The organism is Micromonospora sp. ATCC 39149, from assembly GCF_000158815.1.
Lineage (GTDB): Bacteria > Actinomycetota > Actinomycetes > Mycobacteriales > Micromonosporaceae > Micromonospora.
The window spans coordinates 1,128,305-1,149,916 of the sequence record NZ_GG657738.1; the positions used below are offsets into that span (position 1 = coordinate 1,128,305).

Here is a 21,612-nt window from a genome sequence, read left to right on the forward strand (position 1 = left end):
CGCCGAGCTGACCCTGCCCTGTACCCGCGGGTTCAGCCCGGGCCGGAGGGGTCGCTCGGCGGTGCGGTCACGGCGCCGCCGAGCGACCCCTCATCGCGGCTCGGGGGACGGCGGTGGTGCGGTGACGACGAGGAAGGTGAAATCCTCGCGGGCCTTGGCGTCGATGGGTAGGGGCAGGCGGATGCGCCCGGAGTCGACCATGTCTCTCACTGCGGGACGGCTCAGGCCGAACCCGGTGGTGAGCAGCCTCTCGACCCGGACGGGTGCCGGGAGCTCGAACCTGATGATGACCTCGATCGGTGCGGCGTCCTCGTGCTGGAGGTCGTAGAACGGTGTGTCGGTGTCCAGCTGCCAGGTGCCGGTCCAGTCGAGCTGGTAGGCGGCCTTGTGGGCGAGCGTCGCGTCCATGGTCAGTTGGCGCACAATGGCCGGATCGTTGTTTTCGAACATCAGGAGCCGCTCGTGCTCCAGTGCCCGCACGTTGACGCGCTCGTGGACGGGGACCTTCCACGTGCGGCCGCACAGCTCGCAGCCGATCAGCAGCCACACGTCCAGGAGCTTGTGGTTGGCGTTGACCCGGATCTTCCCGGTGGGATGGTGGCGGGTGGATCTGCAGGAGACGCAGGCTTTGACGATGGTGGGCAGTCCGAGCTCGGTGACCACCCACAGCGCTTTCCGGTCGATGCCGGGTCCGGTGCCGTCGGCCGGCACGCGGATGTCGCGGGAACTGTTCATGGCTTCGGCGATTCCAGGGTCTTGGGAGGAGGCGCCCGGCAGCGCGATGACGCGCCCTGGGGTGTCTCCCCGGGTCCAGTGGCGTATGGCCGGCGTCTCGGTGCAAGCACGCCAGCTGGCGCGACGTCGCAGGTCACGTCGCGTGAAGGGAGCCCGCACCGGTGATCGGTGCGGGCCCCGAGAGGCACGGCGGACAGAGACGGGGAGTCGACTCGAACCCGTCCTGCTTCCGCACGTGCGCCACTGGTCACTGATCCATGCGCGTGATCATGGTCAACCAGCGGGCCGCCGGGCAACGGATTTTCTCGGAGACCTCCGCCGCGGTGATATCCGCTGTCGGTTGTCGGAGGGGGGTGGTACAAAGCCGCGGTGGAAGAGACCCTCGGGTTCGCCGACCTGTTGCGGCTGATGGACGAACGATCGACCGCTTTCCGGGCGGCGGTGGCCTCCGCGCCCAGCCTCGACGTGCGGGTGCCGACCTGCCCCGAGTGGGCGTTGTTCGATCTGGTGCAGCACCTGGGCGAGGGGCGGCGCAGGTGGGCCGCCATCGTGGCGGCGGGGCCCGCCGACGCTCCTGTGGCCGTGCCCGCCCCGCTGGTGCCCCGGGAGCGTGCGGCCCTGCTGGACTGGTTCACCGCGTCGACGGCGGAGCTGCTGGACGCTCTGCGGGAGGCGGGCCCCGACCGTGGTTGCTGGACGTGGTGGGGTTCGTCGCAGTCGCCGCAGACCAGCGGTGCCGTCGCCCGGCACCAGCTCCAGCAGGTCGCTGTGCACACCTATGACGCCCAGGTCGCCGTGGGCGCCCCGCAGCCGCTGCCGGACGAGGTGACGCTCGACGGTGTGGACGAGTTCCTGACCACCTGCTGTGCGACGACGGCCGCATGGCCGCACAAGCCCGCCGTCGTCGATTACCACGCCACCGAGGGCCGTTCCTGGCGGCTCTGGCTGTCCGCCGACGGCGCACGGACCGCCCGCCTGCCCGCGTCCGCCGGCGAGGGGCCGGAGGCGGCCGACGTCTCCGCCCGGGGCACGGCCAATGAGCTGGTCATGTTCCTCCACGGCCGCACTCAGATGGATTCGCTGCAGCTCGATGGCGACCGGGGCATCTTCGACCAGCTGATCGCCTGGGAGCCGGAGGAGTAGGGCGCGCGGGCTGACCTCCATCGAGGCGGTCCAGCGGGCGGCCGTCCGCGCCGGGCTCCCGGCGGACGTCATCGTCGAGGTCAGCGGCTCTGCCGGTTGTTCAGCCCCGGGTGAGCATCCGGAGCACGTCCGCCTCGCGCGGCGTCAGGCCGTCCGCGCGGGCGGGGCCGGTCCGGGCGACGGCGCCGTCGGCTCCCTCAGGGTCGCCCCGTTTGATCGCCACCACCCACCCGGACCAGCGCGCCGCCTGACCGCGCCACGCCGGCCGCCGGTCACCCGGCGGCGAGCTGCACCACGAGGACGCCGTCCAGGGTGCTCACCGCCAGCAGATCGCCGGCCATCGCCAGGTTTCGGACGTCGCTGCCCACATCCAGCTTGCGCAGCACTTCGCCGGTCGGCGACCACAGCGTGACCACGCCACTCTGATCCGCACCGGCGAACACCGGCCGGCCGGTGAGGGTCCCGCCGTGCAGCACCTCGACCCAGCCCAGATGCCCGGCCAGCTCGATCGGCTCGGCGGGCGGTTCGTCGGCACGTGGGACGGGCCAGACGAACACGTGGTCCGGCGTTCTGGTCGAGACAGCGAACCAGGTGTGCTGTCCTGCGGTCAGGAAGGCGGTCGCGACCACGTTCCCGGACCATCGCCGGAGTTCCGGCCGGAATCGGCCGGTCCCGACGTCCAACAGGCCCGGGTCCGACCCGGCGACGGTGAGCCGGCCGGCGACCCGGCCGAGACTGATGTGGCTTCCGGCGGAGCGGCCGGGTGGCGGTCCGAGCAGTTCCCCGGTGCGCAGGTTGCGGACCAACACCTCGCTCGCGCTGCTGAGGGCGAGAACCGGATCGCCGCCGTCCTCGCCTAGAGCCATGTCGTAGTCCTGCACGTAATCCGAGTCGTAAAACTGGTATCCGTCCACCGGCGCGTCGAGGGCGGGGGCCGGCACCTGCTTGGGCTTGCCGTCGCCGAGTCGCCAGATCGTCGCCACACCCTGCGCTTCACCGGCGATGAGCAGGTCTCCTTCGGCGCCGGCGTGGAACGCCAGGACGGCTTGCCATCTGCTCCCGCTCGGGTGCAGCTGCCACAGATGCCGGCCGGAGTCGGCGTCGATCACTTCGATGACGCTGGCATAGCCCTCCATCGTGAACACCTGCACGGCCAGCAGCCGGCGGCCGCCGGCGACGCCCAGGGCCACGGCGTACGGGCGGCCCTTCAGACACCGATCGGTCCGGCTCCGGGTCGGGGTGCGATGAGTGTGGCGCGGCAACCGCCAGAGACGTACCGTGCCGTCCTCGCCCGCGGACACGATCGTTCCGGACCCCGGGCTGGTCAGCACGGCCAGACCGGTGAGGCGTCCGGTGTGCCCGCGCAGGGGCGGGTGCAGTACCTTCCCGTCGACCGCGTCGTGCACCCGCAGCGGGCCGGTCTGGCCCCCGGCGACGACGACCTCTCGGCCCTCGACCCGGTCGATGACGACCGAGCTGGTGTCGTAGTAGTCGTGATAGTCGTGGAAGTGGGCCACCGCCCACAGCGTTTCGCCGGTGTCCAGCGCCAGCATCCGCAGTCCGCTCGGATACCGGTCGACGCCTTGCAGGTCGCCGACGTACCCGGCTGCCACCGGCCGGCCGCCGACGAGACCCACGGCCAGATCCTCGCGGATGGTACCGTGCCCGACCCTGATCGGCCGGCACACCGGACCGCCGGTGGCATCAGCCACGTACAGGGCGGCGTCGTGCTCGGCAAGGGCGAAGAGGCGGCCGCCGGCCACACCCAGGCCGTGCAGGAAGAAATGCCGGGGCAGGCCGTCGACCAGCCGATCCGTCCAGCGGGCACCGTCGTACCGCCAGAGTCGTACCTCCGGGCGCGCCCGGCCTCGCCGGTCGGTCTTGCGGGTGTAGCCGTGCACCAGCACCACCACGCCGCCGTCGCCGTCCAGCGCGGCGACGAAACGGTCCACCTCGTGCGGCGTCTTGATCCGGGGCAGCGGCTCGAAACCGAGGAGCAGGTCGACGAAGGCGATGCCGCCGTCGTAACCGACGTTGGTCTGCGCCACCACCGCGGTCGCCCGGCCGGCGATCTCGACGACCGACAACTGGTACGGCCGGTTGGGGTAGCCGACCCGCCGGGTTGGCGCGGCGCGCAGACCCGACGAGAGATCCCAGCACTCCAGCGTCCCTCGGTCGTCCACCGCGACAGCGGCCGGTACCCCGCTGATCGACCCGACCGCGATCCGGCTGACTCCGCCGGCGTGCCTCCCGACGACCTGGGACACCTGCGGCACGGCGTCCCAGTGCAACCACCGCACCCGCCACGGCAGATCGGTACGGGCTGCCGCGAGCCGGTCGGCCAGCCCGCTGAGGCCGCTCTGCCGGGCCATCAGTTCCAGTTGCGCGGCACGCTGCGGTTCCGGCTCGGTGTGCAGGTGCTGAGCGGCGCGGCGGACCAGCGCGGCACCATGGCTGGTGGCCGACCCGGCGGCCGGGACCAGGAACCGCGGGTCGGCGACGACGACGAAGGCGAGGTCGTCGAGGAGATCGTCGACCCGGCCGCTGGCCGCGGCGTGGGTCACCAGGTGCCGGCGGGTGTAACCGTCGGCATGCAGCCAGTCGTGACGGTGCTGCCGCACCATCCGGTCGGCCAGCCGGGCATGCCAGGCGGCCGCGTCGACGTACGCCCAGGCGTACCGACTCTCAGTGCCCGGGTCGACGAGGAACTCGGCGAAACTGGCGTGGTAGAGCTCCATCGCGTCGCCCGAGCGGCGCAGGAACTGTCCGAGCCGGTCCAGCGCCTCCACCACCCACTCCGGCTCCACCTCGATCTCGCTGAGCTCGGCGAGCCGCCGGCGGTCCACCGGCTCGCGGGCCAGGGCGAGCACCGACAGCAGCGGCCGGTACACCGCCGGCCAGGCCGGCAGCCAGCCCCCGCCACCGGCGACCCGCATGTCCCGGACCGCGTCGCGGATCAGCATCACGAAGAAGGCGTACAGGTCGGCGAGCCCCTCGGGCAGCTCGGCGAGTTGGGTGAGACGCTCCAGCGCCGCCCGGTCGCCGCGCGCCGCCGCCGATTCGACTGCGGCGACGAACGCCACCGCGTATTGGAAATTGCCGTTGGCGGCGGCCGCGACGCGCTCCGGCAACCGCGGCCCCGGCCCGGACGTCCGGTCCGGCAGCGCTGAGGTGAGGTAGCGGCCCACGTCCGCGCGGGCCGACTCGGTGCCGGTGTCGATGACCTCCTCGCGCAGCCACGGCCGCTGCACTATCCGGAACCGGTCCAGCAACTCCGCGTCGGGCCGGCTGGACACCACCACCCGGACGTTCGCGGGCAGCGGCGAGCAGCTGGCCAGCCACTGCGTCAGGGAAGCCTCGTCGGCCCGGAACCGGATCTCGTCGAGAGCGTCCACGAGCACCACGAGCTGCGCCGCCGGATCGACCACGGCCAGCGCGGCGGCCGGCTCGTGCAGCGCCAGCCGCTCCAGCGCGCCGACGTCGAGGCCGCTGTCGTCGCTGACGATCCGCCCCACGTCGAGCGCGGTGACCTCGCCCGCGACCCGGCCGGCGTGCTGGCGGACCGTCACCGCGGTCCGCCGGAACGGGGAAACCACCATCTGCTCGGCCCGGACCCCGACCAGGCGGCCACCCTCCGCCACCGCCCCGACCTGCTGGTCCACCGAGACGTCTAGGCCCTGGCCGGCGAAGAGCTCCGGCCGACGGACGGCCAGCTGATGGCCAAGGCGCAGGAGCACCGAACGGACACTGCCGGAGGCCAGCGCGCGCACGCTGTCCGCCCGGATGAAGTAGCGCAGCCCGAGCGGCCGGCGCCGGGCCAGCCAGGCGACGAGCGCGCTCTTGCCGGTGCCCGGCGCACCGGTGATCAGGACGAAACGGCACTCCGGGTCGGCCAGGTGCGCCTCCACCCGGTCGGCCAGCCAGTCCCGCGGCACGAACCTCGCATGGTCGACATAGCGTCCGACGGTCTCCTCGAAGAACAAATCGGTGTCGGGCATGCGCAGATTCTGCCGAGAATTCGGCGAGCCGATGTCCCGTGGCGCGGGTCTACCATGAATCCATCAGATGGACGGCAGGAGCGGCAGGCATGCAGGCGCGGACGAGAGTCCTTCTGGCGGTGGCGTCGGTGTTGTGCGCCGTGGCCACCGGCGTGCTCACCAACCTGGCCACCGACCGCTGGAGTGTGATCATGACGGTCGGTCTGCTCACCGCCGTCGCATGCTGGACCACCGTCGAGGTGGTCCGGGCCCGCCGTGAGCCGGCGCCGGCCGCCGGCGCGGAGCCGGCATCCGCCGCGGTGACGCAGAGCGCGGGCACCGTCCTGGGCCGCCTGGTCGGAGTCCGCCGCGCCCGGGCCGCGGGGCCGGTCACCGTACGGCAGACGGTGGAGATCGTCGGTTCGGCCGGCGAAGTGGTCGGCTACGACGACTCCCGCCCGCCGCCCCAGTCGTCTGCAACACCAGGAAGTCGGCGGCCGGAACAGCGATAGGCATGACTCACGATTCTGGTGATCCGCCGCCCTACCGTCGCCCGATTATCCCCGCCGCAGCAGGCCACCGACCCGCAACGGGGCGAACAGGCCTCCAATGCCCCTATTTGATCAACAACCAGCACAACACGTTCGACGACCGTCCCCGTGAGCAAGGTCTGGATCACTGACGCCCTTCGCGGGCAGGCCGCTACCCCCGAGCGCCTACGAGTAGACCGCCAGCTCGAAGAAGCCCGAACTCACGGCCGCGTGACTACACCTATCACCTAACGTTGCAGCAGACCCCCGATAAAGGTCGCTCAACCACATCAGCTTCCCGCTCGTCCGGTGCCCAGGTCGGTCGTTTCTTGCTCAGTCATCATTCCGGGCGTCCCGCCGTGCCGTGTTCAGGCGAGAGTGCTGCGCTGAAGCGGGCCGCGACCGCCGCCACGGCGGCATGTAGTTCGGGGCCTTCTTGCACAGAAAAGTCGAAGGGGACAACGGCCAGCCACTCCTGGGCGTACATCGCGGGATTTCGGGTGCTGCCGACCAGTACGCACCGGTCGCCGTCCGGCTGGAGGCGGCCCATCGGCGGCCGGATCCACGGTGCCACCTTCTCCTGCGGCGCGTGGAACACCACGCGGGTGGGGTACTTCCAGCCCGCGCCGAGATTCTCCTCGAGTGCGGCAACCGGATCCAGGTCGTCGGGCGGTGTGAAGCCGTGCGGCATCTGCCGCACGGACCGGACCCGGTCGATACGGTATGTGCGGATCGCGTCCGCGCGGTGCGAGTGGCACAGCAGGTACCAGCGCCCGTACCGCACCACGACTGCCCACGGGTCGACCTCGGCGTCCCACTCCTCGCCGCTTCCGCCTCGATAGGTGACCAGGACGCGGCGCCGGTCGGCGACGGCGGCGACCAGGGCGCTTGTGGTGGCGGGGTCAGGGCGGGCCGAGTGCCGGTCAGGGGTGGCCGAGGCGTATGCCCGTAGCGCCGCCGCCTGCCGTCCGACACTGTCGGGAAGAGCCCGGATGACCTTGCTGAGTGCCGAGCCGATCAGGTCGTCGGCGTCGATCGCGGCCGGCTGCCCGTCGAGCACGGCCATGACCAGGCCGAGTGCTTGCTCCTGGGTGAAGACGACCGGCGGCAGCCGTGTGCCGCGGCCCAGCCGGTAGCCGCCGTACGGTCCGCGGACCGATTCGATCGGGATGCCGGCTTCGCGAAGGATCTCGACGTAGCGTCGCGCGGCCCGCTCCGTCACGCCCAGGAGAGAGGCGAGTTGGTCGGCAGTCGCGCCGGAACGTGCCTGCAGGATCTCGAGAGCGCGTAGGGCCCGGGCGGTAGGGCTCGGAGCGGGTCGCACAGCGGAAAGAGTACCGGAAGTAGAACGTCCGGAATCGCCTCTAGGTTGATTCCATGACTGCAGAACAGATCGTGCTCCTGGGTGGCCTATGGCTCGATGGGTCGGTGTGGACCAGCGTTGCGTGCGAGCTGGGAGAGAGGGGCCGCCATGCGGTGCCGGTGACCCTGCCGGGGCAGGGCGATGGGAACAGGTCGGCGACGCTGGCCGACCAGCTGACCGCGGTGCTTGCCGCCGTGGACGCGGGTCCCGGCAGGTCGGTGGTGGTGGGGCACTCCGCAGCCTGCACCCTGGCCTGGATGGCGGCCGACGCGCGGCCCGAGCGCGTGGCCAAGGTCGTGCTGATCGGCGGGTTCCCCTCAGGCGACGGGCGGCCGTACGCCGACTTCTTCGAGATCAGCGAGGGTGTCATGCCGTTCCCCGGTTGGAGACCGTTCAACGGGGCGGACGCCGCCGACCTGGACGAGCAGGCCCGGCAGGCCTTCGCGGCGGCGGCGATCCCGGTTCCCGAGGGCGTGGCCAGGGGTGTCGTACGGCTGACAGACGAGCGGCGGTTCGACGTCCCGATCGTGGTGGTGTGCCCGGAGTTCACGCCCGCCGAGGCGCAGGAGTGGATCGCCGCGGGAGACGTACCGGAGCTGGCCCGCGCCAAGCACGTCGAGCTGGCCGACATCGACTCCGGACATTGGCCGATGGTGACGCGGCCCGCAGAACTGGCGCGGGTCCTCGCCGCGGTCTAGCGGGAAACGGAGATCGCATGTGCGGCGTCGTGGTCTGCTGCCGGCTCCATAGCGTGGACTCTGCTTAGCGCAGCATCCGGATCTGCCCCTCCGGGCGGGCTGGCGTTCCTTCGTGGTGGAGGTGATGGGCGCGTTCCAGGTGCCGTCAGGGATCGAGCCGATGAGGATGAGCAGGCCGATCCCGATCAGGACGCCGGGGAGCAGGATGCGTCCCCAACGGCTGAGTGCTCTGCATCGGCGCCCGTGACGGGATGAGGTTCTCGCGCCCGACTGAAGACGCCGGAGCGCAGGGCTGCTGCGACCGCCGCAGCGGTACGTCGGGCGAACTCCTCGTCGATGGGTTCGTCGACGACGAGCAGCCGTAGGAAGAAGGGCGCGCCCAGGACCTCGATCGCGGCCCGGGCATCGGTGTCCTGAGGCAGCTCGCCGCGGGCGACGGCGTGGTTGACGACGGCCTCGGCCAGGCCGAACCGTTCGGCGAAGAAGCCGCGGACGATCTGCGCGGCGCGTGGGTTGTGGGGCACGGCCGCGGCCAGGGCGGTGAGCAGCTCGCCAGGTTCGCCGGCCATGCCGCGCCGGATCAGCAGCGCCAGTTCTTCGAGGTCGGTGTCGAGGTCGCCGGTGTCCGGGATCGGGACGACCTCACTGGCGTACTCGCTGAGCAGGTCGCCGAGGACGCCTTCCAGGTCGGTCCACCGGCGGTAGACCGACGTCTTGTTGACGCCGGCCGCCTGGGCGATCCGTTCGACGGTCAGCCCGGTGTACCCGTCGACGAGGAGAGCACGGGTGGCCGTGAGGACCGCGGCCCGGACACGGGCGCTGCGCCCGCCCGGTCGTTGGCCGGCAGACATCGGACACCTCCCTTAACGCACTTCCTGTTGCGTTATGCCGTCTCATCATGCCAGACTGAGAAAAGCAACGCGAGTTGCAATAAGGGGAGGATCCATGAACACCACCGGCTGCATCGTCGGCGGCGGGCCAGCAGGGCTCGTCCTGGGGCTGCTGCTCGCCCGACAGGGAGTGAAGGTCACCGTGCTGGAAAAGCACGCCGACTTCCTCCGGGACTTCCGCGGCGACACGGTCCATCCCTCCACACTGGCCATGCTCGACGAGATCGGGCTCGGCGATCGGATGGCGGCGCTGCCCGGGCGCAAGGCCGGCTCATTGCGCGCCACCTTCGACGACGGCACCTACACCGTCGCCGACTTCACGCGCCTGCCGACGCCGCACAACTACCTGTACTTCGTTCCCCAGTGGGACTTCCTGGAAATGCTCGCGACCGAGGCGGCGAAGTTCCCCACCTTCACGCTGCTTCGCTCCACCACCGTGACAGGCCTGCTCCGCGACGCGTCCGGCGCCATCACTGGCGTGCGCGCCATTGGCCCGGAGGGCGAGCTGGAGATCGAGGCATCGCTCACCGTCGCCTGCGACGGCCGCGATTCGGTGGTACGCCGGGAACTCGGCCTGCGGCCGGTCGACTACGGCGCGCCCATGGACGTGCTGTGGTTCCGAATCTCGCGCCGCGCAGGCGACGGCGACGGCCTGGCGATGCGGATCGGCGCCGGCGGACTGATGCTCGCCATCGACCGCGGCGACTACTACCAGTGCGCATACGTCATCGCCAAGGGCGGCTACGACGAAATCCGCGCGGCCGGGCTGGAGGCGCTGCAGGAACAGGTGACCCGACGGCACCCCGTCCTCGCTGACCGGGTCGGTGAGCTCGCCACCTGGGACGACGTCAAGCTGCTGACGGTGAAGGTCAACCGGCTGAAGCGGTGGCACGCGCCCGGCGCGCTGCTCATCGGCGACGCCGCACACGCCATGTCCCCGATCGGTGGCGTCGGCATCAACCTGGCGGTGCAGGACGCCACGGCCACCGCCCGGATGCTGGGCCCGACGCTCGCCGCCGGGCAGCCGGTCACCGAAGCGGATCTCGCCGCAGTGCAGAAGCGCCGGCGCTTCCCGACGGTGGTGACGCAGAACATCCAGCGCGCCGCGCAGCGGCGCATCGTCGACCCACTGCTGCACGCCACCGGCCGGATCGACGCCCCGGCGCCGATCCGCCTGCTGCAGCGGTTCCCGGCGCTGCAAGCCCTCCCCGCCCGGCTGGCCGGCATCGGCGTACGCCCTGAACACATGCGCTGACCCAACATATATCGCGCTTTCGTCGAGGGCGTAACGCTAGCCGAGTAGCATAACTTTCACAATGAGGCTCTCTTGCCCCTCAAGATCCCTCAGAGAGCCTTTGGCCGCATCGAGCGCCGTGAAGAGTAAATCCGCAGATGAACACAGCAGATGGTTTCGCTCCACATCGATGAATAGGCGCTGGAATCTCATCTATCTGTCGCCAAGGACCACCCACCCATCATTGGGGATTTCTGCATCAGAAACGGCTTGACCACGATCGCCAGGGTTGGCCGGCTGCGCGGGCACTGCCGAATCCGCCACATCCACTCCCATGTGGCCCCCTGGCAGCCCTGCGGGGCCGATGTTAGGCGATCCAGCAACCGATGCGGCGAGCCGCCGCCGCAGGGTCCGCGTGGAGTGGGCGGCGCGGCCGAGCCGCCCGCCGGCGTAGCGCACGCCACCGCAGAACACGCCCTGGGCGACCGCGAGCCAGCTGCACACGCCGCGCTCGATCAACCACAGGGGCGCCAGCACCGCGGTGGCCGGCGGGAAGACCGCCGGACCGCCGGCCTTGCGCCGGCCGGTCTCGGCCACTCCGATGACCGCCGCCGCAGCCGCGGCCAGCAGCCCCGGACGCCGGGCGGCGACCGCCGCCGCCACCCCGGGCAGCACGAGCAGCGCGGCCACCAGCCGCACCGGCTGGGCGAGTTCGTCGTACGCCTGGCGAACGCGCTGGGAGGCGAAGTGTCTCGTGGTGGGAGGCAGGCGCCGGACGTACAGCCCGGCGGGAGCCGCCACGTTGCCGCCGAAGGCTCGCACGGTCCGGATCAACTCAAGGTTCTCGAAGAGGACGTCGGGGTCGTAGCCACCGGCGGCGAGGAAGACGCTGCGCCGCACCGCGAGGGTTCCGGGAAAGTCCGCGCCGATCGCCCGGTTGAGCAGGATCCGCCCGGTGTCCCAGTAGGCGTGCCAGGGAAGCGGGTCGAAGTAGTTCTGGGGTTGCACCAGGTCCGCCCGTCGCAGGAGACGCCGGACCTCGCGCAGTCCGTCCTCGTCGTATCGGACGTCGTCGTCGGCGATCACCACGTCCTCGTGCGTGGCCGCCGGCACACCGGTCAGCACGCCGAGCACCTTGCCGTTCCGGCCGGACAGGCGCGGGTCGGGTGGCAGGTGCCGGACCAGCGGATGCCACCGCCGGTGGTGGCGGGCGAAGACCTCGGGCGGCGACCCGTCCACCACGATCACCTCCACCCGGGCGGCGAGCCAGCGCAGGTAGTCGGTCAACTGCTCCGGGTCGCTGTCGTCCACCCACCGGATCGGCAGCACGTACGACATCGGCATCGGTCGCGGCCGGGCGGCGGCGCCGGTCATGCCGAATCCGCCCGGCGGTAGACGCTCACGTGTTCCCGGCTGTCGTCTCCGAACGGCAGGCGCGTCCAACCGGCCCACCGGTGCTCGCGGCGCAGCCCGGCCAGCTCGGCCATCAGGTCCAGCTCCGCCGGCCAGGCGTACCGGTGGTTCGCCGGCAACAGGTGGACCCCGCCCGCGGTCAGCCGAACCTTGGTGGTGGTCATCCTCTGCTCGGCGGGGTGCAGGAGCGCCGCCTCCAGCAGGATCTCGTCCTCCGCGACCCGTACCGGGCGCAGCGCCGAGCCGTTGCGGAACGCCGCCGGGTCCGGCACCCAGGCCTCGACCACGAACCGACCGCCGGGACGCAGGTGGGCGGCCGCGTTGCGGAAGCAGGCCACCTGCGCGGCCTGGTCGGGCAGCGCGAAGACGGTGTTGAAGGCGAGGAGGACCAACGCGAAGTCGCCGGGTACGCGGGTGTGGGTGAAGTCCCCCACCGCCACGTCGATCCGGTCGCCACCCGCCTTGCTCCGCAGGCCCGCCACCATGTCGGGAGAACCCTCGATGCCGGCGACCGTCAGGCCGCGTTCGACCAGCGGAAGCGCCAGGCGACCGGTGCCTATGCCGAACTCGCAGACCGGCCCGCCGTCGGCCAGCTCGGCCAGGACCTCCACGGCGCTGTCCGGAGTCAGAAACGCGTAGGTCTCGTCATACACGTCGGCCACGTACCGCCCGTAGGCGCTCGCGTCAAACGACAACTCTGCCTCCCGCACGACGATGGTCCTGCCTGTGCCCGTTCCGTCGCGCCTCAAACGGGCCGGCGCCGCTCGCGGCTCAGCAGGCCAGGCCGGTCATCAGGCTCGCCGTCTCCGAGCCGGTGGCGCGATGCAGCTCGTCGACGTGCAGGGTGATCGGCGCGCCGGGACCGTGGGGACGCAGGGAGCTGCGGCCGGCCTGCCAGCTGTTTAGAGTCCAGGCGGCGAAGAGACGGTCCAGCGCCAGGGCGGCGGAAGCCCCGAAGAGCACGTCTGCGGCGAGGTGCGGCTCGACCCGGACCAGCCCGCCGCACATGTCGTGCGCGGCGATCTGCTCGTGCACCGCGTCCGCCTCGACATGCTCGTCGTAGAAGCGGGTGGCCGCCTCGTCGAGACCGAGGCGCCGCAGGCCCCGCCCGTAGCGACGGTTCGGCAGCGACGAGGTCATCTCGTAGGCGGCGAGGTGCCCGAGCAGCGCCCCGCGCAACCGGCGGTGCAGCCCGAACAGCGACATCAGGTTGTTGCCCGCCAGGGTCACCGCGGGAACCGCGTCCAGATAGGCCCCGTATCCGGTGTCCAGACCGAGCCGCTCCAGGGTGACGCGGAACAGTTCGGCGTGCATGCGGTCGAGCCGGCCACCGCCGTACTCGTCGACCTGGATCTCGACCAGGGCGGCCTTCGCCGGGCCGCCCAGCCGCGGCAGGGCCCAGCTGTGCGGGTCCGCCTCTCGGAGGTGGTAGATCGAGCGGTGCATGACGAACTCACGGAACTGCTCGTGGGTCGCCCGCCGTTGCAGATACGCGGAAAGCGCCGGGCCGTCGTCGGCCGCCACCACGGCGGCGAGAGCGGAGGCCATTCGCCCGTCGAGGAGCGGGGGCTGCGGGCCGGCGAGCACGCGCACGGCCGCCTCGAAGACCGCTTCGGCGCGACTGCGCAGCGCGATCAGCGACGGCTGCCACTCCCACCGGTCGTCCACGCCGCGCCAACCGCGGTAGTGCAGCTCGTAGCAGAGGAAGAGGGTGAGCTGAAGGTCCTCGTCATCGATCGGGTCCACCCCGTCGAACTCGGAGGCCAGGTCTGCGGGCAGGTCGTGCGGGGCGGATGTGAGCGCGTCGTGCAGCGCCGCGGAGACCGGCCCGCGTGGCTGCGGCAGCGGCGCCGGACCATAGCGACGGTCACCGGACTCAACCACCCTGACCTCCCCGCACAGTCGTCCAGCTGCCTGTCCCCGCTCCCGACTGCCACAAACCCGGTGTCTGGCGTCGATCGGCGCGGGCGCGCCCCGGTCGTCTCGGTGGGTTCATCGCGGCTTCGGTGTGTCACGGTCGGCGCCGGCACGGAAGTTGATCATTTTGTGGGTGCCGTCGCAGAAGGGATTGATGGCTGACTTCCCGCACCGGCACAGGGCGATCGTCGCCCGGCCCGGTGCGATGGACGTGCCGTCCGGTGTGCGTAACTCGAAGTCGCCGCGGACGATAAGCGGTCCGTCCTCGTACGGGGTGATTGTCGACGTCATGCCGCCTGTGGTCCCCCGGCTGCGGCGATCCAAACTGCCGACGCCCAACCGCGACCCGGGCGGCCACCGCGTTCACCGAACTCGCCCAAGCGATCTGACCAGTACCGCCGACACGGCTCGCCGTGCCCGCCGATCCGCCACAGCGCCCGCGTCGGCGAGGTGTCTGGCGTGCACAAGCACCCGGTGTGTTGCCGGCGAGCAAACGGAGACTGCTGGGGCGCGGCGACGCCGGCCGACGACGCCTGCTGCGGGAGACGGCCGAGCGCCGCATCGGCGTGGTGGTCGCCGGCAGCGACCCGTTCTGGACCCCCGGCCGGACACCAACCGCGCCCAGGTCACCGTCGACCTCTCGGCCAACACCATCCAGCTCCCGGTTGTCGGTGGCGCCGCCGCCCTCGGCTTCTGACCGGCTCTCGGCCGGCCGTGCGGGACAGCGCGCGGCCGGCCGGGTCGGTATCGTCGCGGCCCATGATCTCGGCCGGGGAATTCTGCGGGGAACTGCGCCGGCGCCGGGTCGGATTCGTCACCGGCGTGCCGTGCTCCTACTTCAACGGGCCGATCGCGCTGCTGGAACGGCAGCCGTCGGGGTACGTCGCCGCCGCGAACGAGGGCGCCGCGCTGGCCATGGCGGCGGGCGCCGAGTTGCGCGGAGTCCGCAGCGCGGTGCTGGTGCAGAACTCCGGGTTCGGCAACCTGGTCAACCCGCTCACCTCGCTGCTCGACGTGTTCGCCGTGCCGGTGCTGGTCTTCATGAGCCTGCGCGGCTGGCCCGATCCGGACGGCGACGAGCCGCAGCACGCCGTCATGGGCCGCACCGGGCACGCCCTGCTCGACGTCCTCGGTGTGCCGCACTGGACGCTGCGGCCCACCGTGGACAGCCTGCGCGACCTGCTAGACCGCGCCGACCACGCCCGCCAGCGGGGCCGGGCGGCGTGGATCCTGGTGCCCAAGGGGTCGGTGGGCGAGGCGCCCGGTGAGCCCGGCCCCGAGCCGGCGTTCCGGCGGCGCGAGGCGCTGGCAGCCCTCCTACCGCACGTCGAGCACGACATCGTCTACGCCACCACCGGGTTCATCAGCCGCGAGCTCAGCGGGCTGGCCGACCGCCCGCTGAACTTCTACGTCGCCGGCTCCATGGGCCACGCCCTCGCCCTCGGACTGGGCACGGCGTTGCACGAGCCGCGCCGGCGGGTGATCGTGCTCGACGGCGACGGCGCCGCGCTCATGCACCTGGGCACCGCGGCGACCGTCGGGGCGTACGCACCGCCGAACCTGCTGCACGTCGTCCTGGACAACCACAGCTACGAGTCGACCGGCGCGCAGCGCACCACGTCGGCGTCGGTGCGGTGGACCGATCTCGGCCGCGGGCTCGGCTACCGGACCGTCGCTGAGTGCTCCGACGGCGACGCCGTCCGCGGCACGCTGCGGGCGATCGCGGCGCAGGACGGGCCGCACCTGGTGGTCGTGCACATCGGCGCGGACCGTGCCACCACGCCGCCGCGCGTCACCCGGCTGGGCACGCCGCCGGAGCTCGCGGCACGGTTCCGCGCGGCGGTGGCGGAACCGGACTGATCGCGGCTGTCAATACCGAAACATCTTCCTGCAATTGTGGGACCAAATCGTCACAACATCTTCTTCCGCCATTAGCACCGGAGTAGCGTCCCAAAAGTCGGTCCGCTTATCGAGAAACACGGGGGATGAATGCAGCGAACGACGTATCCATCATTCCGGGAGACACTGGCCGACTCCGGCCTGGTGAAGGTCGCCGGGGTCCATTCCGCGCTCGGTGGGCTGCTCGCGCAGGAGGCCGGTTTCCCGGCGCTGTGGGCGTCCAGCTTCGAGATCTCCGCGGTGCGCGGGCTGCCCGACGCCAGCCTGCTCACCATGACCGAGTACCTGCAGGCCGCCGCCGACGTGCAGAAGGTCGCCGGGATCCCGGTGATCGCCGACTGCGACACCGGCTATGGCAACAACATGAACGTGGCCCACATGGTGCACGAGTACGAACGGGCCGGCATCAGCGCGATCTGCATCGAGGACAAGGCCTATCCCAAGATGAACAGCTTCGCCGGCACCGGTCAGGAGCTGATCGAAGCGGAGGTCTTCGCCGGCAAGATCGAGGTCGCCCGGCGGGCCCGGTCGGACCTGCGGTCCTACCTGATCGCCCGGACCGAGGCGCTGATCTGCGGCCGGGGCGTGGACGAGGCGATCGCGCGCTGCCACCGGTACGCCGACGCCGGTGCTGACGCCGTGCTCATCCACTCCCGGCAGCCCAGCAACGCCGAGATCCTGGAGTTCCTGGACCGCTGGCAGCGCCGGTTGCCGGTCGTGGTGGTGCCCACCACGTACCCGGACTGGCACGCCGACGACGCGGCGAAGGCCGGCGTGAACGTGGTCATCTACGCTAACCAGGGTTTACGGGCGATGATCAGCGCGCTACGCCGGACCTACGGCTCCATCCACGACCTGGGCGCCGCCGACCACCTGACCGCGGACATCGCGTCGGTGCGGGACGTCTTCCGGTTGCAACGCCTCGAGGAGTGGCAGCACCTCCAGCCCTGAAACGGCGGTCGACATGAACGGCAGACAGCAACGCCTCTTCATCCTAGGCACGTCACTGGTCCCGCCCCTCGCGGTGCTGGCCGCCATGGTCTTCCTGTGGGGCCGGCTGCTCCGCTGGTCCGACGTGCTCGTCTTCGCGATCATGTACGTCATCTGCGCCTTCGGGGTGACGACCGGCTACCACCGCCTGCTCACCCACGGCTCGTTCAAGACGTCGCAGCCGATCCGGCTCGCGCTGACCGTGGCCGGCGCCATGTCGGGACAGGGCCCGCCGATCACCTGGGTGGCCCACCACCGGCGCCACCACCGGGTCGCCGACAAGGAGGGAGACCCGCACAGCCCGCACCTGGGCGACGGCGCCGGCCTGCGCGGCGCGCTGAAGAACCTGTGGCACGCCCACCTCGGCTGGCAGCTCGACCCGGAGCTGACCTCCGACCCGATGCGGTACTGCCCGGACCTGGTGCGGGAGCGGGCGATGCGCCGGATCAGCGCCTGGTTCCTGCCCATCGTGCTGGCCGGCGTGCTGCTGCCCGGTCTGCTCGGCCTGCTCATCACCGGCACCGCGACCGGCGCCCTGACCGGGGCGCTGTGGGGCGGGCTGGTCCGGCTCTTCCTGGTCAACCACATGGCGTACGCGGTGAACTCAATCTGCCACTACTTCGGCCGGCGGCGCTTCGCCACCATCGACGAGTCGCGCAACGTCATCTGGCTGGCGCTGCCCTCGTTCGGCGAGGCGTGGCACAACAACCACCACGCGTTCCCCAAGTCGGCCCGGCACGGGCTGCACTGGTGGGAGCTGGACCCGGCCGGCGGCCTGATCCTGCTGCTGGAACGGCTGCACCTGGCCCGGGACGTGGTCCGCGTCGATCCGCGCCGGCTGGCGCTGCGCGAGCGCGGCCTCAGCCTGGTCGGCGAATTCCCGGTCGACTGACATGGAGCTCTGGGAGGCGCTGACCCGCCGGACGGGTCACGGCCGGCTGCGGGCCTGGACCGGGAGCGGCTTCGCCGAGATGACGTGGGGCGAGGTCGCCACCGAGGCGGCCGGTGTCGCCGCCGGGCTGCGCCGCGCCGGCGTGCACCCGGGGCACACCGTGGCCGCGCTGCTGACCAACACCCCGGCCGCGGTGCCCGGCCTGCTGGGCATCTGGCTGGCCGGCGGCACGGTCGCCTCGCTGCCGGTGCCGGCGCCGGGGATGGACCGGCGGACGTACGCCCGGGACGTCGCGGACCTGGTCGGCCGGCTGGACGCGCCGCTGATACTAGCCGACGAACGGCTGCTGGACCTGCTGCCGGCGGCGCCGCGGTCGCGCTCGTGGCAGTCGCTGCGCGGCGACGGCGGCGGGTGGACCGGCCGGGAGCCGCCCGGTGACGACGAACCCGCGTACATCCAGTTCTCCTCGGGCAGCACCAGCGCGCCCAAGGGCTGCGTGCTCACCGCCCGGGCTATCGCGGCCCAGCTCGAGCTGATCGTGGACTTCACCGGCGGCGGCCGGGGCACGAGGTGGTGTCGTCCTGCTGCCGCTCTCGCACGACATGGGCATGTTCGGCTGCCTGCTCACTGAGCTGGGCATACGACTACCACCTGGTGCTGTCCACACCGGAGCGGTTCACGCTCGGGCCGCGCACCTGGTTCGGCGACATGGCCGAGCACGGCGTGACCATGACCGCGGGCACGAACACCGCGCTCTACTTGGCCACCCGGATGCAGCGCTCGGCGCCGCTGCCCGGCCCGCTGCGGCTGAGGACGTGCATCGTGGGCGCCGAGCGGGTGGACGTCACGACCCTGCAGCAGACGGTGCGGACGTTCGGGCCGTACGGGCTGGCGGCCGACGTCATGCAACCCGCGTACGGGCTGGCCGAGGCGACGCTGGCGGTCACCGCCTGCCGGCGCGCGCGCCCGCCGTGGTCACCGTGGACGGGCTCGCGCTGGCCGGTGGTGAGCTGGCCGACGTGGCGCCGGACGATCCGGTGGCGGTGCCGGTGGTGTCCACCGGGCCGCCGTGCCGTGGCGTCACGGTGGACGTCGAGGAGCCCGGCCGGCTCTCCCCGATCCGGGTGTCGTCGCCCAGCTTGGCCTCCGGATACTTCGCCGACGAGAAGCGCACCCGGGCGACGTTCACCCCGGACGGGCTGCGCACCGGCGACCTCGGGTTCCTGCGCGACGGCGAGCTGTACGTGGTGGGCCGCGGCGACGACGTGCTCACCGTCGCCGGCCGCAACGTGCACGCCCACGAGATCGAGGCCCGCATCGACGACCACCCGGCGGTGCGCAAGGGCTGCGTCGTGCTGCTCGACGTCCCGGCGGACGGGTATCGCGAGCTGGTCGTGCTCGCCGAGCTGCGCCGCCGCGACGCCGACCACCGCGCCTTCGCCGAGCAGGCCGCCCGGGTCGTGCTGACCCGGGCCGGGGTGACGCTCGACCGGTGCGTGTTCGTACCCAAGGGCACGCTGCCCAAGACCCCGAGCGGCAAGATCCAGCGGTTCCGCTGCCGCCAGCTCCTGCACCAGCACGCCCTGGAGCCGCTGGCACACGTCGTGCTCTCCGGCTGACCCTCTTCCCGGAAAGGCCCCGCCATGATCATCACGTTCGACGAGATATCCGCCCGGATTCGCAAGGCGGCCCGCCGCCGGGGCGGCGACCTGGTCCTCACCGCGGACTCGGATCTGTCCGAGCTGGGACTGTCCAGCCTGGAGATCGCCGATCTGGTGTACGGCCTGGAGGATAGCCTGGACATCGTGCTCGACCCGGCGCAGGCCGCCAACGTGCGCACGGTCGGCGACCTGGTGGCGCTGGCCAACGCGGCGGCGGAGCAGCGGGCATGAGCACGGCCGCGTACGCCGGCGCCTCCCCCGCGGCGATCGGGCACCACTACGACCTGTCCAACGACTTCTACGCGCTGTGGCTGGGCGAGTCGATGGTCTACAGCTGTGCCCGATGGGCCGACGCGGCCGGAGACGGCCTCACCCGGGCACAGACGCGCAAGCTCGACTACTTCGTCGAGCAGACCCGGGCGGCCGGCACCCGCCGGGTGCTCGACGTCGGCTGCGGATGGGGCACGCTCGTCCGGCACCTGGTGGACCGGCACGGCGTGGCGCGGGCGACCGGGCTGACCCTGAGCCCGGCCCAGGCCCGGTGGTGCCAGCAGCACCCGGCGCCGCGCACCGACGTCCGGGTGGAGAACTGGGTCACGCACGAGCCGGGCGAGCGGTACGACGCGATCATCTCGCTGGGCGCCTTCGAGCACTTCGCCCGGTACGGCATGACCCCCGCGGAGCGGCTCACCGCGTACCGCGCGTTCTTCGAGCGCTGCCGCGGCTGGCTGCCCGCTGGTGGCCGGCTCGGCGTGCAGACCAACATCAAGGGCAACAATCAGCGGCTGGACCGCCGGACCGTCCGGGACATGCTGTTCATCGTCGACTCGATCTTCCCGGAGTCGGTGCTGCCGGCCCTCGACGAGGTGATCGTCGCGGCGGCCGGCCGGTTCGACGTGGTGTCGGTCCGCAACGACCCGGATGACTACGCCCGCACCTGCGCCGCCTGGCTGGACCGGCTCACCGGGCAGCGCGACCGCGCGGTGGAGCTGGTCGGCGAGGACCGGACGGCCGACTACGAGCGGTACCTGTCGTCGACCGTCCAGCACTTCCGTCGCCGGCACCTCGGGCTGGCCCGGATCGTCTTCGAGGCGGTCTGAGCCCCGGTCAGGCGAACGCCGCGACCAGGCCGGCGTGGTCGGAGGGCCACCGGCCGGACGGCAGCCGGCCGGCGCCGAGCAGCGTCACCGCGCCGGCGGTCAGCTCGGTCCCCCGGTGCATCACGTAGTCGAGCCGCTGCCACACGTCCGACGGCCCGGCGATGTCCGCGCGCACCCCGGTGAAGCCGTCCGCGTCCCCGTTCGCCTCGGTCCACGCGTCCCGGAAACCGTGCTTGCGCAGCAGGCGGTACGGCTCGTCGTCGGGGACGGCGTTGAAGTCGCCCAGCACGATCGCCGGGACCCCGGCCGCGTCCAGCACGTCGATCAGTTCGCCGACCTGGGCCAGCCGGATATCCGGGTCGAACGCCTCGAAGTGGGTGGAGACCACCCGCACCGGACGGTCCCCGACCCGGACGTCAGCCCAGGCGAAGCCGCGGGTCTTGATCGCCACCAGACCGGATGGCACCGGCATCTCGATCCGGGTCCGGTAGATCTGCTCACCGGCCGCGCCGGCCGGGAGGTCGGCGCGCACGAGCAGCGCCACCCGGTCGGTCACTCCGGCGACGTCACCGTCGGTGTGCGCGGCCAGCGGGGTGGTGATCGCGGTCGCCGCGGTCCGGTACGGCGCCCCGGCCGCGGCCAGCTCGGTCCGCAGGATCTCCAGGAAGTCGTACACCCGGTCGCCGCACCGCCAGTAAGCCACCTCCTGGATGCCGACCAGCTCCGGCCGGTGCGCGGCCAGCTCGCCGGCGATCGCCGCAGCCCGCTCCGGGAACCCGGACGCCTCCATCGTGGCAAACGCCCGCCGCAGCTCGACGGCCATCGCGGGCAGCGAAGGCGCGGCGTACGCCGGGATGGTCCCGGCGCCCTGGTAGAGGTTGTAGGTGGCGACGCTGAGTCCGGTGGTCATGTCAGGCTCCGTCCTGGGCGGTGCGCGGGCGGTCGAGGCTGGTGAGCAGATCGGCGTGCAGCTCCATCCACACGCCGTGGTAGCTGCCCTGGCGGACGCCGGTCAGCGCGTCGGCGTCGCCGCCGGTGAACCGGCGCAGAGCGGTGTCCAACCGGCGCCGGTACGCGGCGAACCGGGGCTGGACGGCGGCGCAGGCGTCGATGACCGGCCGCACCCGGTCGTGCACCCCGGTTAGCCGGTCGGTGAGCTCGGCGGTGACG

At 71.9% G+C, this 21,612-nt stretch carries 22 protein-coding genes and 1 pseudogene; 12 read left to right on the top strand and 11 right to left on the bottom strand.

What is annotated here, in order from left to right; translation table 11 throughout:
• Positions 1 to 90: 90 nt before the first annotated feature.
• Entirely contained in the window at positions 91 to 894 is an 804-nt protein-coding gene (locus MCAG_RS04600; protein WP_007071808.1) for a DUF1062 domain-containing protein, read from the bottom strand.
• A gap of 210 nt (positions 895 to 1,104) precedes the next feature.
• Here MCAG_RS04600 and MCAG_RS04605 point away from each other — a divergent pair, with 210 nt between their 5' ends.
• Positions 1,105 to 1,878 carry a maleylpyruvate isomerase family mycothiol-dependent enzyme gene (locus MCAG_RS04605; protein ID WP_007071809.1) on the top strand — a complete coding sequence of 258 codons (774 nt, stop codon included), beginning with the start codon at positions 1,105 to 1,107 and terminating at the stop codon, positions 1,876 to 1,878.
• Between the two features lie 100 nt (positions 1,879 to 1,978).
• On the opposite strand, the gene MCAG_RS35595 is transcribed toward MCAG_RS04605, so the two are convergent.
• Together MCAG_RS35595 and MCAG_RS04610 are read right to left on the bottom strand one after the other, a co-directional pair.
• On the bottom strand, positions 1,979 to 2,101 hold the full coding sequence (locus MCAG_RS35595) for a hypothetical protein (protein WP_255348976.1): 123 nt from the start codon (positions 2,099 to 2,101) through the stop codon (positions 1,979 to 1,981).
• Between the two features lie 49 nt (positions 2,102 to 2,150).
• Positions 2,151 to 5,876, bottom strand: coding sequence for an AAA family ATPase (locus MCAG_RS04610; RefSeq protein WP_007071810.1), 3,726 nt, complete (start codon positions 5,874 to 5,876; stop codon positions 2,151 to 2,153).
• A gap of 89 nt (positions 5,877 to 5,965) precedes the next feature.
• Here MCAG_RS04610 and MCAG_RS04615 point away from each other — a divergent pair, with 89 nt between their 5' ends.
• A complete protein-coding gene (locus MCAG_RS04615; protein WP_157547882.1) occupies positions 5,966 to 6,367 on the top strand; it encodes a hypothetical protein in 402 nt (133 codons plus the stop codon).
• A gap of 358 nt (positions 6,368 to 6,725) precedes the next feature.
• Here MCAG_RS04615 and MCAG_RS04620 read toward each other — a convergent pair whose 3' ends face one another.
• Positions 6,726 to 7,709 carry a YafY family protein gene (locus MCAG_RS04620; RefSeq protein WP_007071812.1) on the bottom strand — a complete coding sequence of 328 codons (984 nt, stop codon included), beginning with the start codon at positions 7,707 to 7,709 and terminating at the stop codon, positions 6,726 to 6,728.
• Positions 7,710 to 7,762: 53 nt separating this feature from the next.
• On the opposite strand from MCAG_RS04620, the gene MCAG_RS04625 reads away from it, so the two are divergent.
• Positions 7,763 to 8,446, top strand: a complete 684-nt coding sequence (locus tag MCAG_RS04625) for an alpha/beta fold hydrolase (protein ID WP_007071813.1) — start codon at positions 7,763 to 7,765, stop codon at positions 8,444 to 8,446.
• Between the two features lie 185 nt (positions 8,447 to 8,631).
• Here the strand turns inward: MCAG_RS04625 and MCAG_RS04630 are convergent, their stop codons facing one another.
• Complete coding sequence (locus MCAG_RS04630) at positions 8,632 to 9,297, bottom strand: TetR/AcrR family transcriptional regulator (protein WP_007071814.1); 666 nt, start codon at positions 9,295 to 9,297, stop codon at positions 8,632 to 8,634.
• A 94-nt stretch (positions 9,298 to 9,391) separates the two neighbouring features.
• Here MCAG_RS04630 and MCAG_RS04635 point away from each other — a divergent pair, with 94 nt between their 5' ends.
• On the top strand, positions 9,392 to 10,591 hold the full coding sequence (locus MCAG_RS04635) for an FAD-dependent oxidoreductase (protein ID WP_036372348.1): 1,200 nt from the start codon (positions 9,392 to 9,394) through the stop codon (positions 10,589 to 10,591).
• Positions 10,592 to 10,783: 192 nt separating this feature from the next.
• Here MCAG_RS04635 and MCAG_RS04640 read toward each other — a convergent pair whose 3' ends face one another.
• From MCAG_RS04640 to MCAG_RS04655, 4 genes are all read right to left on the bottom strand, one after another.
• On the bottom strand, positions 10,784 to 11,944 hold the full coding sequence (locus MCAG_RS04640) for a glycosyltransferase family 2 protein (protein WP_157547884.1): 1,161 nt from the start codon (positions 11,942 to 11,944) through the stop codon (positions 10,784 to 10,786).
• Positions 11,941 to 12,678, bottom strand: a complete 738-nt coding sequence (locus tag MCAG_RS04645) for a bifunctional 2-polyprenyl-6-hydroxyphenol methylase/3-demethylubiquinol 3-O-methyltransferase UbiG (RefSeq protein WP_036376361.1) — start codon at positions 12,676 to 12,678, stop codon at positions 11,941 to 11,943. The genes MCAG_RS04640 and MCAG_RS04645 overlap by 4 nt, the downstream gene beginning before the upstream one ends.
• Before the next feature lie 76 nt (positions 12,679 to 12,754).
• Positions 12,755 to 13,867 (bottom strand): iron-containing redox enzyme family protein, encoded by a 1,113-nt coding sequence (locus MCAG_RS04650; protein ID WP_085986102.1) that lies wholly within the window; start codon positions 13,865 to 13,867, stop codon positions 12,755 to 12,757.
• Positions 13,868 to 13,975: 108 nt separating this feature from the next.
• Positions 13,976 to 14,191, bottom strand: coding sequence for a CDGSH iron-sulfur domain-containing protein (locus MCAG_RS04655; protein ID WP_036372352.1), 216 nt, complete (start codon positions 14,189 to 14,191; stop codon positions 13,976 to 13,978).
• 468 nt (positions 14,192 to 14,659) lie between these two features.
• Between MCAG_RS04655 and aepY the strand changes: the two genes are divergently transcribed.
• From aepY to MCAG_RS04685, 8 genes and pseudogenes are all read left to right on the top strand, one after another.
• Positions 14,660 to 15,760: a phosphonopyruvate decarboxylase gene (aepY, locus tag MCAG_RS04660; RefSeq protein ID WP_036372354.1), complete on the top strand. Its 1,101-nt coding sequence runs from the start codon at positions 14,660 to 14,662 to the stop codon at positions 15,758 to 15,760.
• Between the two features lie 129 nt (positions 15,761 to 15,889).
• Entirely contained in the window at positions 15,890 to 16,750 is an 861-nt protein-coding gene (locus tag MCAG_RS04665) for an isocitrate lyase/phosphoenolpyruvate mutase family protein (RefSeq protein ID WP_036372357.1), read from the top strand.
• Positions 16,751 to 16,763: 13 nt separating this feature from the next.
• Positions 16,764 to 17,681, top strand: a complete 918-nt coding sequence (locus MCAG_RS04670) for an acyl-CoA desaturase (RefSeq protein ID WP_007071822.1) — start codon at positions 16,764 to 16,766, stop codon at positions 17,679 to 17,681.
• Between the two features lies 1 nt (position 17,682).
• Complete coding sequence (locus tag MCAG_RS29500) at positions 17,683 to 18,312, top strand: AMP-binding protein (protein ID WP_050777866.1); 630 nt, start codon at positions 17,683 to 17,685, stop codon at positions 18,310 to 18,312.
• A 23-nt stretch (positions 18,313 to 18,335) separates the two neighbouring features.
• Positions 18,336 to 18,638, top strand: a pseudogene (locus tag MCAG_RS36110) (AMP-binding protein); the annotation flags it as partial.
• 23 nt (positions 18,639 to 18,661) lie between these two features.
• Entirely contained in the window at positions 18,662 to 19,300 is a 639-nt protein-coding gene (locus tag MCAG_RS33380; RefSeq protein WP_198141500.1) for an AMP-binding protein, read from the top strand.
• 24 nt (positions 19,301 to 19,324) lie between these two features.
• The gene (locus MCAG_RS04680) at positions 19,325 to 19,573 is read left to right on the top strand and encodes an acyl carrier protein (RefSeq protein WP_007071824.1); all 249 of its coding nucleotides are present in this window, start codon (positions 19,325 to 19,327) and stop codon (positions 19,571 to 19,573) included.
• Positions 19,570 to 20,442, top strand: coding sequence for a cyclopropane-fatty-acyl-phospholipid synthase family protein (locus MCAG_RS04685; protein WP_007071825.1), 873 nt, complete (start codon positions 19,570 to 19,572; stop codon positions 20,440 to 20,442). Before MCAG_RS04680 ends, MCAG_RS04685 begins: the two co-directional genes overlap by 4 nt.
• Before the next feature lie 7 nt (positions 20,443 to 20,449).
• Here MCAG_RS04685 and MCAG_RS04690 read toward each other — a convergent pair whose 3' ends face one another.
• Complete coding sequence (locus MCAG_RS04690; protein WP_007071826.1) at positions 20,450 to 21,352, bottom strand: endonuclease/exonuclease/phosphatase family protein; 903 nt, start codon at positions 21,350 to 21,352, stop codon at positions 20,450 to 20,452.
• A 1-nt stretch (position 21,353) separates the two neighbouring features.
• Positions 21,354 to 21,578 carry a hypothetical protein gene (locus MCAG_RS04695; RefSeq protein ID WP_007071827.1) on the bottom strand — a complete coding sequence of 75 codons (225 nt, stop codon included), beginning with the start codon at positions 21,576 to 21,578 and terminating at the stop codon, positions 21,354 to 21,356.
• Between the last annotated feature and the right edge of the window lie 34 nt (positions 21,579 to 21,612).

What these genes read in the sequence shown, in the direction of transcription:
- MCAG_RS04635 (WP_036372348.1), top strand. Translation starts at nt 9,392, where the DNA reads ATGAACACCACCGGCTGCATCGTCGGCGGCGGGCCAGCAGGGCTCGTC.
- MCAG_RS04640 (WP_157547884.1), bottom strand. Translation starts at nt 11,944, where the DNA reads ATGACCGGCGCCGCCGCCCGGCCGCGACCGATGCCGATGTCGTACGTG.
- aepY (WP_036372354.1), top strand. Translation starts at nt 14,660, where the DNA reads ATGATCTCGGCCGGGGAATTCTGCGGGGAACTGCGCCGGCGCCGGGTC.
- MCAG_RS04655 (WP_036372352.1), bottom strand. Translation starts at nt 14,191, where the DNA reads ATGACGTCGACAATCACCCCGTACGAGGACGGACCGCTTATCGTCCGC.
- MCAG_RS04685 (WP_007071825.1), top strand. Translation starts at nt 19,570, where the DNA reads ATGAGCACGGCCGCGTACGCCGGCGCCTCCCCCGCGGCGATCGGGCAC.
- MCAG_RS29500 (WP_050777866.1), top strand. Translation starts at nt 17,683, where the DNA reads ATGGAGCTCTGGGAGGCGCTGACCCGCCGGACGGGTCACGGCCGGCTG.
- MCAG_RS04665 (WP_036372357.1), top strand. Translation starts at nt 15,890, where the DNA reads ATGCAGCGAACGACGTATCCATCATTCCGGGAGACACTGGCCGACTCC.
- MCAG_RS04670 (WP_007071822.1), top strand. Translation starts at nt 16,764, where the DNA reads ATGAACGGCAGACAGCAACGCCTCTTCATCCTAGGCACGTCACTGGTC.
- MCAG_RS04630 (WP_007071814.1), bottom strand. Translation starts at nt 9,297, where the DNA reads ATGTCTGCCGGCCAACGACCGGGCGGGCGCAGCGCCCGTGTCCGGGCC.
- MCAG_RS04680 (WP_007071824.1), top strand. Translation starts at nt 19,325, where the DNA reads ATGATCATCACGTTCGACGAGATATCCGCCCGGATTCGCAAGGCGGCC.
- MCAG_RS04610 (WP_007071810.1), bottom strand. Translation starts at nt 5,876, where the DNA reads ATGCCCGACACCGATTTGTTCTTCGAGGAGACCGTCGGACGCTATGTC.
- MCAG_RS04625 (WP_007071813.1), top strand. Translation starts at nt 7,763, where the DNA reads ATGACTGCAGAACAGATCGTGCTCCTGGGTGGCCTATGGCTCGATGGG.
- MCAG_RS04690 (WP_007071826.1), bottom strand. Translation starts at nt 21,352, where the DNA reads ATGACCACCGGACTCAGCGTCGCCACCTACAACCTCTACCAGGGCGCC.
- MCAG_RS04615 (WP_157547882.1), top strand. Translation starts at nt 5,966, where the DNA reads ATGCAGGCGCGGACGAGAGTCCTTCTGGCGGTGGCGTCGGTGTTGTGC.